The sequence below is a fragment of the Paenibacillus lignilyticus genome, from assembly GCF_017942085.1.
GTDB classification, from domain to species: domain Bacteria; phylum Bacillota; class Bacilli; order Paenibacillales; family Paenibacillaceae; genus Paenibacillus_Z; species Paenibacillus_Z lignilyticus.
This window is the reverse complement of record NZ_JAGKSP010000006.1, coordinates 367,821-380,709: the sequence shown is the minus strand read 5'-3', so window position 1 is coordinate 380,709 and position 12,889 is coordinate 367,821. Positions and strand designations below refer to the sequence as shown.

Below are 12,889 nucleotides of genomic sequence, written 5' to 3'. Positions count from 1 at the left end.
CGCCGGCTGCGCTGCGGCGCCTTGCGCGCCTTCGGCGCTCGAGCCCGCCGGCTGCGCCTCGGCCCCGCCCGGCGCTGCGCGCATGAACGCTGCGCCTTCGCGCAGCAGCGTTTGCAGCTTCGCTGCAGCCGCTTGCCCCGCCGACTGCGGCTGCGCGGCTTCGCCCGCCGCACCGTCGTCGGCGGACGAGGCGCCGCTCCAAGCGGCAAGCCCCCGCTCCAGCGACTCCAGCAGCGTATGCGCCGGAGAGCCGGAGAGCGTCTGCGCAAGCGCTCCGATCGTCGCGCTTGTCATCGGCAGGCCGCGCTTATTCGCGAGCGCGGCTGCCTTCGCCCAAACCTGCGCATCGCTTCCTTGCGGCATAGAAGTCAGCGCCTGCTTAAATTGACTCGCCGTCTCGCGAGTCAGAGTGCCGCCCTCACGACGCAGATCGCGCACAAGCTCCTGCGTCCATTTCTGTTCAGGCAGCCCTGACGCTTTCAGCCAATCTTTCAAACTCGCTTCATTCATAGATGTCGTTTGCTGATCGACTAACTTAAGCACGAGCGTTCCATCAACGGACTGCGGCTGCACCTGAAGCAACGTTGACTGGCCCGGCTGCAGCGGCGTTTCCAATTTAGCTTGCACCTGAGTCCCATTTATTTGAATGACCGCTTCCTGATCGTTTAACATCTTAACCAGAACGCCGCGCACAATTTGCCCGACCTTAAGCTCCAGAGCCTTGCTATCGCCGGGCTGCACATCGCCAAGCAGTCCCTTCATCAATTGTCCGATCGATAATGTCATATCGCGACCGCTTCCTTCCCAACAAACTTCCTAAACACCTTGCCATTAGAACCGATTGTGTTCCTTTACCGTTATTATCGGCTCAGAAGAGACGCAGATTAACGCATCCAAAAATAAAAAAACCGAACATCCCCAATTATATAGGAACGAACGGTCCAAGCGCAGCTATTCTTCTCTTACTTTATGCATTTCGTTTTTCTACTTTCTTTATGCATTTTGCTATTCTTCTCTTACTTTATGCACTTTGCTCTTCTTGTACTTTGCTCTTCTTCTCTCACTTCATGCACTTTGCTCTTCCAGTATCTTGCTATTCTCTCTTCAATCACCCTAAAACAACACTTGCTGCTCCATAAACAGCTTCCCCAAAAAGCTTTGACGGTGCATCGGACTTGGCCCGAGCTCCAGCAGCTTCTCGCGATGCAGCTTCGTCGCATAACCTTTATGTATCGCGATTCCATAGTCCGGGTACAGCTGATCCCATTCTCCCTTGCATAGCCGGTCTCGCGTGACCTTCGCAATAATCGACGCAGCCGCGATAGACTGACTTCTGGCATCCCCTTTAATAATCGACTCTTGCGGGAGAGCGATATCCACGATCTCGGCATCCACCAACATATAATCCGGTGGAACAGCAAGCAGTTCAACGGCTTGTTTCATCGCTAGTCGAGCAGCTTGTTTAATATTAATCGAATCAACCACTGCTGCATTCACACAAGCTACCGCCCAAGCTTCGGCTTGATCCGTGATCAGCTCATACAGTTCCTCGCGTCTTTTCTCCGACAGCTTCTTGGAATCGTCAACGCCATCAAGAATCAATCCCTCAGGCAAAATTACAGCAGCAGCCACCACGTCGCCAAACAAGCATCCGCGACCAACCTCATCGATGCCGGCAATATTCCGATACCCTTGCTCCCATAACGGCTTCTCAAAATCCAACATCCGAATCCCCGCTCCCCTACACAAAATCCCCAGACGCATCCGCCTAATTGCACAACCAGTCTATTACTCACTATCCCTTATTACAAAACAAACGGCTCCCTCACGATCAAGGCAGCCGTTTCATTAGCAGAATACTGCAATATGAAGTCTTAGCTTCAATCGCAAACCAATCTGCCCCTTACATGAAATCTTCCGGGGATTCAAGCGAAAGCCGGCCCAAATTTCCTGCCCGCATCTCGCGCAAAATAATGCCGGACGTTTTCTCCAAATCAACGCGGCCTCCGCTAACCAGGCAGCCACGCTTACGGCCGATATCCTCCATCAAACGAACGATTTCGTCGTTGTCTTCGTAGTCCTTCGGAGGGTCCTTCAAGCCAAAACGCTCCGACAGCATCGGCCAGTAGCGTTTCGCCAGTTCTCTCACCGTGAAGAAAGCGACATCTTCGATGTTCAGCACCTGTTCGCGAATCGCGCCGGTCATTGCAAGGCGTTGCCCAACAAGCTGATCCTCGAACTTCGGCCATAGAATACCAGGTGTATCTAGCAGCTCCATTTCCGTGCCGACCTTAATCCATTGCTGGCCTTTCGTAACACCCGGACGATCGCCGGTAGCCGCAATGCTCCGGCCGGCCAACCGATTGATCAGTGTCGATTTACCTACGTTCGGTATGCCGACGATGAGTCCACGAATGGCACGCGGTGTGATCCCTTTGGATATTTGCCGTTCGATTTTGTCATGGAGCAGTTGCTTAACCTTAACCGGTATTTCATTTACGCGTGTACCTGTTGAAGAGTCGATTGCCAAGCTTGTATAACCGAGGTCTGCAAAATAAGCCATCCATTTCTCAGTCGTACGCGCATCCGCCAAATCCGATTTATTCAGCAAAATCAGTCTGGGCTTATTCAATAAAATATCGTCAATCATCGGGTTCCGGCTAGACAGCGGTACTCGGGCATCCAAGAGCTCGATCGCAATATCGATCAGCTTGAGCTTCTCTTGGATTTCCCTTCTCGCTCTCGTCATATGGCCGGGGAACCATTGAATCGTCATGTTGCTACTTCACCTCATTTGTGTTTCACGAAAGAAATTTTATCCATCGGCCAGAAAATGATATCCGCACGGCCAACGATCTCCTTCATCGATACATAACCGATCATCCGGCTGTCCTTACTGTTGCGGCGGTTATCCCCAAACGCAAGGATCATCCCTTCCGGAACAACGTCGGTTGTAAAATTGGCATTCGGGAAATTACGGTCTGTCCCTTGGTTGTTGAAGATTTCGCCGTTTGCTTTAGCATTCTCGATCGATTCCTTTAAATACGGCTCGTCGACCTTTTTGCCGTTAATATATAAATCATCGTCTTGATATTTGACTTTATCGCCGGGCACGCCGATAACCCGTTTAATAAAATCTCTTCCTTCATCCGGGACATGAAAAACGACAACTTCGCCGTGATGAGGTTCACGAATATCATAAATCACTTTGTTTACAATGAGTCGTTCCCCGGTATAGAAGGTTGGCTCCATCGACGGTCCGTCTACGATGAACGGTGCAAACAAGAAATAACGGATCACAAGCACTAATATAGCTGCAATGGCGAGCGCTTTAACCCACTCAAACACTTCTTTCTGCGCGCGGCCTCCGTTCGATCGATTAGATCTCGACTCGTTGATTGAAGGATCAACACCGTCTGCTGCAGCATGTACATGATCACGTTGATTCAGTTCGTTCGACTCTTGTCCATTCTCTTCTGTGCGGTTCTGTTGATCCACAAATTCCACCCTCTTCTATGCTGGGTCTATAGTTAGTTATGTAGGTAATCTAGTATTTTAAAAAAACGAAAAGGGACTTGTTTGCGCAAGTCCCCTCTCTTGTCGATAATTAACGAATTTCTTTGATTCTCGCAGCTTTACCGCGAAGTTCGCGAAGATAGTACAGTTTCGCGCGGCGAACTTTACCACGACGAGCAACTTCGATCTTCTCAATCTTCGGCGAGTTAAGTGGGAAAGTTCTTTCCACACCAACGCCATACGAGATTTTACGTACTGTAAAAGTAGCACTGATACCGCCGCCGCGACGTTTAATAACAACGCCTTCGAACAACTGTACACGCTCACGAGATCCCTCGATAACCTTTACATGCACCTTTAACGTATCGCCTGGACGAAAGTTAGGAAGGTCTGTACGAAGATTTTCTTGTGCAATGATTTGTAAAAGATTCATTGTAGTTTTCACTCCTTCCACCATAGACGTTCTTATAAGCTAACCGGAAACATATTGAAAACCGGATCATGGCTTCATAGCGGACCGTCCGACTTTGCAAAAGCAACATCTGAAATTATAACACATCCAAGCCCAGGACACAATAACTACTCATAAACTTTTTAGGCTGGTGCATCAAAGCTCATTCTTGTTCTTTTGTTCGCGGGAACGGATCTGTTCATTCAGCCATTGCCGTTCTTTTTTCGTAAGCTCGGCAGTCTCAAGCAGCTCCGGACGGCGTTCCAATGTCCGCAGAATAGACTGCTGGCGACGCCATACTTCCACGTTGGCATGATGGCCGGACATCAGCACCTCAGGCACTTCCCAATCACGGAATACAGCTGGGCGTGTATAATGCGGATGCTCCAGTAATCCGGTGCTGAACGAATCCGTTACAGCAGAGGTTTCATTGCCGAGAACGCCGGGAAGTAACCGAACGATACTATCGATCATAACCATTGCAGGCAGTTCGCCGCCGGTCAGTACATAATCCCCTAATGAGATTTCATCTGTTACCAGGTGCTGACGGATTCGCTCATCATAGCCCTCGTAATGACCGCAAACAAACACAAGATGCTTGTGAGCAGACAGTTCTTCCGCTTTCTTCTGCGTATATGGTTCACCTTGCGGACATAGCAGAATTACACGAGGGCGCTCGGCGCCTTCCGGCATCAAGTCCTCTACGGCAGCGAATAACGGCTCCGGTTTCAGTACCATGCCGCCTCCGCCGCCATAAGGATAGTCATCAACCGTATTATGCTTATTATTCGCATATTCGCGAAAGTTAACCGCATTCAGGCTGACGATTCCTTTATCCTTTGCTTTTCCAAGAATACTTGCTCCGAATACGCCATGGAACATTTCCGGAAACAGCGTCAATACGTCAATGCGCATACCGTTAGATCAGCCCTTCCATCAGGTGGACCTTAACGACTTTGTCTTTCACGTCGACATGAAGCACAACTTCATCAATGACAGGAATTAAGATTTGTTTGCCCTTTGGCTGTTGAATGACCCAAACATCGTTAGCACCCGGCACGAGGATTTCGGTGATGGTTCCAAGAATTGCACCTTCGTCCGTAACTACCGTGCAGCCGATAATTTGATGCTGATAGTACTCGCCGTCTTCAAGCTCAACAAGATCATCCTTGGATACTTTAAGCTCCCAGCCTTTGTATTTCTCGACTTGATTAATATCCTCGAAGCCCTTGAACTTTACAATATACATATTTTTATGAAATCTTGCGGATTGTACTTCAAGCTCAAGCTGCTGCTTGGTCTCAGGGTTAATTAACGTAAGCTTCTTACGTGGAGCGAAACGCTCCTCGGGAAAATCCGTTTGCGAGAAGATCTTCACTTCACCGCGAATACCGTGCGTATTCACCAGTTTACCTACAGATAGCCATTGATCCATTGTGTTCTCCTATCTTTTTCGTAATTTACCATCGAAAAAGGGCTAGGATACGTTCGTATCCTAACCCTGCTTCGATGTACGATCGCTACGAAATAATATCGACCATGACACGCTTTTGCGTTTTGACGGCCGCCGATGTGACAACCGTCCGTAGCGCTTTAGCAATCCGTCCCTGTTTGCCAATGACTTTCCCGACATCGTCAGGATTCACGGATAACAGATAGACGGTGCCGCGATCGTCTTCTTTCACGTCGACACGTACGTCCTCCGGGTAATCCACTAAAGCCTTCGCTATGACAAGAATCAAATCTTTCATCACAATAGGCCCCCCGCATCGAGTAGTTATTTTTGAAGCTTCAGCTCATGAAGCTTAGTCATTACACCTGCTTTGGAAAGCAAGTTGCGAACTGTGTCAGAAGCTTGTGCTCCGTCTTGAAGCCATTTAAGAGCTTTCTCTTCATCAATGTTCACTTGTGCCGGTTGTGCAACCGGGTTATAAGTGCCGATTTCTTCAATGAAGCGACCGTCACGTGGGGAACGGGAGTCCGATACAACCACACGGTAGAAAGGCGCTTTGTGCGCACCGATACGTTTCAAACGAATACGTACTGCCATGATAATTCACCTCCTTCAAAAAATTTCTAGGCTCTGTATTAGAACGGGAATTTCATTCCTTTAGGAAGCATCCCTTTCAAACCCTTCATTCCGCCTTTAGGTCCTTTAGGGCCCATCATCGACGAGAACTGCTTCATCATCTTCTTCATATCGTCGAACTGCTTGATCAGTCGGTTGACTTCCGCGATGGAAGTGCCGCTGCCTGTTGCAATCCGCTTACGTCTGCTGTGATTGAGAATTTCGGGCTTCTGCTTCTCGGCCTTCGTCATCGATTTCACAATGGCTTCGACGCGTCCGATTTGCTTCTCATCCACCTTGAGGTTCTTCATATCCTTCATCTTGCCCATACCGGGCATCATGTCGAGCAATTGGTCCAGCGGTCCAAGCTTTCGAACCTGTTCCATTTGCTCAAGGAAATCTTCAAAGGTGAATTCCGCCGTACGCATTTTACGTTCCATCTCGGCCGCTTTCTCAGCGTCGATTGTGGAATGTGCTTTCTCGATCAGGGACAGCATATCGCCCATGCCGAGAATACGCGAAGCCATACGTTCCGGATGGAACGGCTCAAGCGGCTCAATCTTCTCGCCGGTTGCCGCAAACTTGATCGGGCAGCCTGTCACTGCTTTGACGGACAAAGCAGCGCCGCCGCGCGTATCTCCGTCAAGCTTCGTCAGAATGACGCCTGTCAGTTCAAGCTGGCTGTGGAAGCTTTGCGCAACGTTAACCGCTTCTTGACCTGTCATCGCATCCACGACAAGCAGTACTTCGTCCGGTTTGGTTACTTCATGGATTTGACGAATCTCGCTCATGAGCGCCTCATCGATATGAAGTCGTCCGGCTGTATCCACGATCACATAATCATGACCGTTCTCTTTGGCAAATTGCAAGCCTGCGCGAGCAATCTCGACCGGCGACGTTTGATCGCCGAGTGTAAAGACCGGGACACCAATCTGTTCCCCTAACACTTGCAGCTGCTTAATGGCAGCGGGGCGATAAATATCGCCTGCAATCATTAGCGGCTTATGCTTGTCCTTGAGTAGAAGCTTAGCCAGCTTCGCTGTGGATGTTGTCTTACCAGCACCCTGCAAACCCGCCATTAGAATGACCGTTGGCGGTTTGTTTGACTTCGCAAGCTTCGACTGCGTTCCGCCCATAAGCTCGGTTAGTTCTTTATTTACAATGTCGACGACGACCATGCCTGGTGTGAAGCTCTTCGTGACTTCAAGTCCGACAGCCCGTTCCTTCACCTTTGCGATGAAATCCTTGACGACTTTGAAGTTAACGTCGGCTTCCAGAAGCGCCAAGCGTACTTCGCGCATCGCTTCGTTAACATCATCCTCAGACACTTTGCCTTTGCCGCGCAATTTGCCGAATACATTCTGCAGTCTGCTGGACAACCCTTCAAATGCCATGATCGTCACCTCCTAGTCGCTACTATGTAATTCCTTGTATGTGAGCACGAAAGCTCTGGGTGAGCTTGTGCAGCTCCGTACTTAATTCGTTCTGCGTCACAACCTGCTCCACAAGCGCTTCGAGCTGGGATAACATTCGCTCTGCCGCTTCATGCCTGGCAAGCAATTGAAGCTTGCCTTCATAACTCTCCAGCACCGTCTCTGCACGTTTCACATGTTCATAAACGGCCTGTCTGCTAATATCGAACTCAGCCGCAATTTCGCCGAGTGAATAATCGTCATGAAAATAATATTTCAGAAAGGTTTGCTGTTTCTCGGTAAGCAGCTTCTCGTAGAAGTCAAACAGCATATTAATTCGGTTTGTCTTCGCCAAGGCATCTGTTTCAGGTAGATGAGTTTTCTTCGCCGAGGCGACAGCTTCATGGACCGTCTTCATGCCAGCCACTCCTTTGCGTCAAGGCAATTACCTTTACATCATTTCCACGACGTTTATCATAGCTCAGCCGCCTATCGACTGTCAAGTCATTTTACTTGTCACCGCATAGGTGCAGAGAAAAACCGCTGACTGCCTTATTATTGCTCTATTCAGCAGTCTCATTATCGTCTTCAGCGCTTTGCAGAAGGCCGCCGAACAACGCATGAACGAACTGCTCGGAGTCAAATTCCTGCAAATCATCCATCTTCTCGCCCAGACCGACCAGCTTCACCGGGAGATCGAGTTCATGACGGATAGCAATGACGATACCGCCCTTCGCCGTTCCATCAAGCTTCGTCAACACAAGACCTGTAACTCCGCTCTTCTCGCCGAACAGCTTTGCTTGGCTGAGTGCATTTTGACCCGTTGTCGCATCGAGCACCAATAGCACTTCATGAGGCGCTGTTGGTACTTCGCGCTGAATGACACGGAAGATTTTGTTCAACTCTTCCATTAGGTTGTGCTTATTCTGCAATCGGCCTGCCGTATCGCACAGCAGAACGTCTACGCCGCGCTGCTTAGCCGCATGAACGGCATCATACATAACAGCCGCAGGATCTGCGCCGGACTCTTGTTTAATGACGTCCACGCCTACGCGTTTGCCCCAAACTTCAAGCTGCTCAATCGCACCGGCACGGAAAGTATCTCCGGCTGCAAGCAGTACGCTTTTGCCTTCGCTCTTGAACTTGTGAGCCAGCTTACCGATCGTTGTTGTTTTACCGACGCCATTGACGCCGACAAACAAGATGACCGTCATGCCATGATCTGCCATGCGCAGCTCGGCTTTCGCGTCGCCTTTAAGCAGCTCCACCAGCTTCTCCGATAGGACAGGCTGCAAATCCGATGCATTTTCGATTTTGCGTTTCTTTACTTCGGCACGCAGATCATCGATCAGCTCCATTACCGTATTCACGCCTACATCAGCGCCGATCAGAATTTCTTCCAGTTCCTCGTAGAAAGCTTCATCGATTTTTTTGCGACGTGTAATAAGCTCCTCGATTTTGCCGACGAATGCCGTTCTGGTTTTCGTCAATCCTTCTTTGAACTTGGATGTTACCGCTTCGGTTTTCTGCGAAATGCTTTCTTTCAAGCGTTTAAAGAAGCTCATTTTATAGTCCTCCATCCTTTACTTGCAAAAGCCGGGCAATGGCGCAGGGTGCGCCAAGCTCCGGCTTCTATAGTACGTGTGTATGCTGGAATTTGATTCTTTTTTATGCCGAGAACGCTTCGTCTTCGTCCTCTAGTCGTACCGATACCAGCTTAGAAACGCCGCCCTCTTCCATCGTAACCCCGTAAAGGACATCCGCTTCTTCCATTGTACCTTTGCGGTGGGTAACCACGATAAATTGCGTTAATTCCGAGAACTCGCGTAAATATTGCGCAAAACGAGCAACGTTCGCTTCGTCGAGCGCCGCTTCAACCTCATCGAGTACGCAGAACGGTACAGGTTTGACTTGAAGGATTGCAAACAGCAATGCGATCGCGGTTAACGCACGCTCGCCGCCGGAGAGGAGCTGCAAATTTTGCAGTTTCTTACCGGGAGGTTGAGCCACGATATCGATACCGCTGTCGAGTACTCGCTCGGGATCGACCATAATGAGATCCGCGCGTCCGCCGCCGAACAGCTTCGAGAAGACGACTACGAAATGACCGCGAATGGCTTCGAACGTAGTACGGAATCGTTTGCTCATCTCTTCATCCATCTCGCGGATAACTTGATAGAGCGTTGTTTTGGCTTCGATAAGGTCATTCTTCTGATCATCCAGAAAGGTGTACCGTTCTTTCACGCGCTCATACTCATCAATCGCACCGAGGCTGACTTCACCCAAGCTTGAAATTCGACGCTTGAGATCACGAACCTCATTCTGCGCAGCCTGAACATCCTCAGGCACCGGATAACGCTCCTTCGCAAGCTCGTAGCTGAGCTCGTATTCTTCACTCAGCTTGCGAAGCAGGTTGTCCAGCTCAACATCGAGTCGATTCGCCGCAATCTCGATCTGCCTCAATTGATCCTCAATACTGCGAAGTTGAGCACGCTGCTCCTTCGTTTCACTCTCGCCCAGCTCCAGATCACGAGTAAGCTCTGCACGCTGTGCACGTTTTAGGTCCGTCTGCTCGGAGCAGCCGTCCTTCTTCAGCTTCAATGCGTTCAGCTGCTCGACCTGCTTCACACTTTCTGTGAGATGCTGCTCTGCCTCTTCCTCTTGGCGCTGCAGCATTTCACGAAGCCCAGCCAGCTCCTGCTTCGCGCGACCGATATCCGATCGAACGCGTGATGCCTGATCCTCGAATGACATTTTCTCCTGATCCGTCTTCGCAAGCGCGATCTTCAGATCGGTCAAATGATCCTGCAGCTGCTCCTTCGCGGATTCACCGGCCTTTCGGCGATCTTCTGCGATCCGAATTTCTTCCTGCAACCGGGCCTCTTCCTTGGTCAGCACTTCAAGACGTGCCTCCGCATCCTTCGCGGATTGGCTGATCTGCTGCTGCTCGGACTTGTGGCCGGCACTGTCTGCTTGGAACAGCTGCGCTTGGTCATCCAAGTGACGTTTCTCATTATCCAATTGCTGAAGCTCTGCGCGGATGTGCTGCTCCTCGATCCGCTGCTTCTCGCCTTGCTCCCGTAAATCATCTACGTTCTGATTACGGATGGATTGCTCCTTGCGCAAGTCGCTGATTTTGTCCCGAAGTTTAACGAGCTGTCCATCGGTGGAGCGAATCTCTTCGTCCAATTGTTCGATTTGACGCTGTCTGCCGAGCAGGTTGGCACCTTTCTTCTGGATGCTTCCCCCTGTCATGGAACCGCCGGCGTTAACGACATCCCCTTCGAGCGTGACGACACGGAACCGATATTGGCATTTCGCCGCGATTCGGTTGGCATACTCCAACGTTTCGGCGATGAGTACATTGCCGAGCAGGTTCTCTGCGATATGCGCATACTTCGCATCACAGGAGATCAGCTCTGCCGCTACGCCTACGAAACCGTCCATTCCCGCGATCGTACGCTTATCATGCTCCGGAATATTGCGTCCACGAATGACATCGAGCGGCAAGAACGTCGCCCGACCCAGCTGGCGCTGCTTCAGGAAGGCAATCGCTGCCCTTGCACTCCGTTCGTCATTCATGACGACATGCTGAAGTGCTCCGCCGAGCGCGGTCTCAATCGCAAGCTCCACTTTCTCAGGTACACGAATCAGCTCCGCAACGGCACCATGTACGCCTTCCACGCCGCCGCTTGAACGGCGCGAAGCTTTCAGAATTTCTTTGACGCCCTGCATAAAGCCGTCCAAATCATCCTGCATTTCCTTCATCGTATCGCGTCTTGATGTCAGCGCCTCCAGCTTCTGCTCCCATTTGCGAACAGCAGACTGCGCTTCTTCGAGCAGCTTCTGTCCGTTCTGGAGATGCTCGGCCTCGGTAATGTAGCGATTCCGCACTTTATTGATCTCAGCCAGCGTTGCTTCGAGCCGCTGCTTCAGCTCCATTCGTCTGGCGCTTACACGTTCATGCTGCTCCTGCCACTTGGAATGCTCGTCGCCCAACCGCTCCATTCTGCGCTGCAGTGCTTCTTCTTGCTGGAGCGCATACCGAATCTCGTTGCGCAGCTGAGCCATCGTGCTGAGCACATCCAGGAGCTCGCCCTTCAGCGATTCCTCCGCATCACCTGAAGCGGATGCGGAGGTTCCCAGAAGCTGCGCTTCCTCTTCGGCAAGCTTGAAACGAAGCGTATTCAGCTCATTCTCCAGCGATGCCGCTTTGCCGCGGAACTCCGCTTCTTCCTTCGTCAGTGCACCGATTCGTTCATTTTGCGCGGCAATCGTTGCTTCCAGCTGCGAACGATTTTGCTCCAGGTTGCGTTTACGCTCTTTGAGCACCTCGCCGTATCCTTCGCATTTCTCGTACTCTTCGCTGTATTGCAGCATCGATTCATGCAAACGGTCAAGCGCTTCCTCCAACTCGCGAAGCTTAAACCGATCCTTCTCCAGCACAGCATCATGTTTGCTTACAACGGTAGACAAGGATAACTGCTCTTCTTGCAGCTTGCTCATGCGCGCATTGGAATCGCTCCATGAATGATGAACGGTTTCAATGTTATGTACATACATCGAAATTTCGGTATGCTTCAGCTGTTCGCGCAGCAGCTTGAATTGTTTGGCTTTCTCGGATTGCACGCGAAGCGGCTCAACTTGATCCTCCAGCTCTGTGACCAAATCGTGGATCCGAAGCAGATTCGTTTCCGTTTCCTCCAGCTTCTTCTGAGCTTCGCGTTTACGCGATTTATATTTGACGATACCGGAAGCTTCTTCGAAAATTCCGCGTCGATCCTCGGAGCGCGTACTTAATATTTCTTCAATACGGCCTTGTCCGATAATGGAATAAGCCTCTTTGCCTATCCCCGTATCCATAAACAATTCTGTAATATCTTTCAGTCGGCATGACTGCTTGTTAATCAAATATTCGCTGTCACCGCTGCGATGCACGCGGCGCGTGACCGTTACTTCGTTAAAATCAAGCGGAAGCGCGTTGTCTGAATTATCCAGCGTCAACGATACTTCGCCGAAATTGACCGCTTTACGCGCATCGCTTCCCGCGAAAATAATGTCTTCCATCTTGCCGCCGCGAAGACTCTTCGCGCTTTGTTCCCCTAATACCCAGCGAATGCTGTCGCTGATATTGCTCTTACCACTGCCGTTGGGGCCAACGACCGCCGTGATACCGCGGACGAATTCCAATTCCGTCTTGTCGGCAAACGACTTAAACCCTGCTAATTCTATCCTTTTCAGGAACATCGCTTACCTTCACCTCAACGATTATTGTACCATAACTGTTCCAAAAGGTCAGGTCGAAAAACGTCGAAAAATGCCCGAAATCCGCCTTTTGCACGCCTTAAACGACCGATTAAGGAAGGCGTTTCCAAGTGCCGCATCCGCCTTCTCCCGTAAATGCAAAAAATCCCGGTTACCAGTGGCGACCAGAATTTTGTT

12 protein-coding genes and 1 pseudogene are annotated in these 12,889 nt (G+C 50.5%); all 13 read right to left on the bottom strand.

Annotated features, from left to right (window positions below; all coding sequences use genetic code 11):
• Positions 1-786 (bottom strand): annotated as a pseudogene (locus I8J30_RS17745) (hypothetical protein); the annotation flags it as partial.
• A gap of 327 nt (positions 787-1,113) precedes the next feature.
• Positions 1,114-1,725 carry a ribonuclease HII gene (locus I8J30_RS17740; RefSeq protein WP_210660014.1) on the bottom strand — a complete coding sequence of 204 codons (612 nt, stop codon included), beginning with the start codon at positions 1,723-1,725 and terminating at the stop codon, positions 1,114-1,116.
• A gap of 178 nt (positions 1,726-1,903) precedes the next feature.
• Positions 1,904-2,776, bottom strand: a complete 873-nt coding sequence (gene ylqF, locus I8J30_RS17735) for a ribosome biogenesis GTPase YlqF (protein ID WP_210660012.1) — start codon at positions 2,774-2,776, stop codon at positions 1,904-1,906.
• 14 nt (positions 2,777-2,790) lie between these two features.
• On the bottom strand, positions 2,791-3,498 hold the full coding sequence (lepB, locus tag I8J30_RS17730; protein ID WP_338044884.1) for a signal peptidase I: 708 nt from the start codon (positions 3,496-3,498) through the stop codon (positions 2,791-2,793).
• Positions 3,499-3,607: 109 nt separating this feature from the next.
• A complete protein-coding gene (gene rplS / locus I8J30_RS17725; protein WP_091218811.1) occupies positions 3,608-3,949 on the bottom strand; it encodes a 50S ribosomal protein L19 in 342 nt (113 codons plus the stop codon).
• A 174-nt stretch (positions 3,950-4,123) separates the two neighbouring features.
• Positions 4,124-4,882: a tRNA (guanosine(37)-N1)-methyltransferase TrmD gene (trmD, locus tag I8J30_RS17720; RefSeq protein WP_091218813.1), complete on the bottom strand. Its 759-nt coding sequence runs from the start codon at positions 4,880-4,882 to the stop codon at positions 4,124-4,126.
• A 4-nt stretch (positions 4,883-4,886) separates the two neighbouring features.
• A complete protein-coding gene (gene rimM, locus I8J30_RS17715) occupies positions 4,887-5,402 on the bottom strand; it encodes a ribosome maturation factor RimM (RefSeq protein WP_210660010.1) in 516 nt (171 codons plus the stop codon).
• Between the two features lie 85 nt (positions 5,403-5,487).
• Positions 5,488-5,718 carry a KH domain-containing protein gene (locus I8J30_RS17710; RefSeq protein ID WP_091218819.1) on the bottom strand — a complete coding sequence of 77 codons (231 nt, stop codon included), beginning with the start codon at positions 5,716-5,718 and terminating at the stop codon, positions 5,488-5,490.
• Positions 5,719-5,744: 26 nt separating this feature from the next.
• Positions 5,745-6,017 (bottom strand): 30S ribosomal protein S16, encoded by a 273-nt coding sequence (gene rpsP, locus I8J30_RS17705; protein ID WP_090976586.1) that lies wholly within the window; start codon positions 6,015-6,017, stop codon positions 5,745-5,747.
• Positions 6,018-6,055: 38 nt separating this feature from the next.
• Entirely contained in the window at positions 6,056-7,429 is a 1,374-nt protein-coding gene (ffh, locus tag I8J30_RS17700) for a signal recognition particle protein (protein ID WP_210660009.1), read from the bottom strand.
• Between the two features lie 22 nt (positions 7,430-7,451).
• Complete coding sequence (gene ylxM, locus I8J30_RS17695) at positions 7,452-7,865, bottom strand: YlxM family DNA-binding protein (RefSeq protein ID WP_210660007.1); 414 nt, start codon at positions 7,863-7,865, stop codon at positions 7,452-7,454.
• A gap of 145 nt (positions 7,866-8,010) precedes the next feature.
• Positions 8,011-9,012, bottom strand: coding sequence for a signal recognition particle-docking protein FtsY (ftsY, locus tag I8J30_RS17690; protein ID WP_210659998.1), 1,002 nt, complete (start codon positions 9,010-9,012; stop codon positions 8,011-8,013).
• A 103-nt stretch (positions 9,013-9,115) separates the two neighbouring features.
• Positions 9,116-12,694 carry a chromosome segregation protein SMC gene (gene smc, locus I8J30_RS17685; protein ID WP_210659988.1) on the bottom strand — a complete coding sequence of 1,193 codons (3,579 nt, stop codon included), beginning with the start codon at positions 12,692-12,694 and terminating at the stop codon, positions 9,116-9,118.
• Positions 12,695-12,889: the final 195 nt, after the last annotated feature.

Coding starts and splice junctions, on each gene's coding strand:
- ftsY (WP_210659998.1), bottom strand. CDS start 9,012: ATGAGCTTCTTTAAACGCTTGAAAGAAAGCATTTCGCAGAAAACCGAA.
- trmD (WP_091218813.1), bottom strand. CDS start 4,882: ATGCGCATTGACGTATTGACGCTGTTTCCGGAAATGTTCCATGGCGTA.
- ylqF (WP_210660012.1), bottom strand. CDS start 2,776: ATGACGATTCAATGGTTCCCCGGCCATATGACGAGAGCGAGAAGGGAA.
- rimM (WP_210660010.1), bottom strand. CDS start 5,402: ATGGATCAATGGCTATCTGTAGGTAAACTGGTGAATACGCACGGTATT.
- rplS (WP_091218811.1), bottom strand. CDS start 3,949: ATGAATCTTTTACAAATCATTGCACAAGAAAATCTTCGTACAGACCTT.
- ylxM (WP_210660007.1), bottom strand. CDS start 7,865: ATGAAGACGGTCCATGAAGCTGTCGCCTCGGCGAAGAAAACTCATCTA.
- I8J30_RS17710 (WP_091218819.1), bottom strand. CDS start 5,718: ATGAAAGATTTGATTCTTGTCATAGCGAAGGCTTTAGTGGATTACCCG.
- rpsP (WP_090976586.1), bottom strand. CDS start 6,017: ATGGCAGTACGTATTCGTTTGAAACGTATCGGTGCGCACAAAGCGCCT.
- ffh (WP_210660009.1), bottom strand. CDS start 7,429: ATGGCATTTGAAGGGTTGTCCAGCAGACTGCAGAATGTATTCGGCAAA.
- smc (WP_210659988.1), bottom strand. CDS start 12,694: ATGTTCCTGAAAAGGATAGAATTAGCAGGGTTTAAGTCGTTTGCCGAC.
- I8J30_RS17740 (WP_210660014.1), bottom strand. CDS start 1,725: ATGTTGGATTTTGAGAAGCCGTTATGGGAGCAAGGGTATCGGAATATT.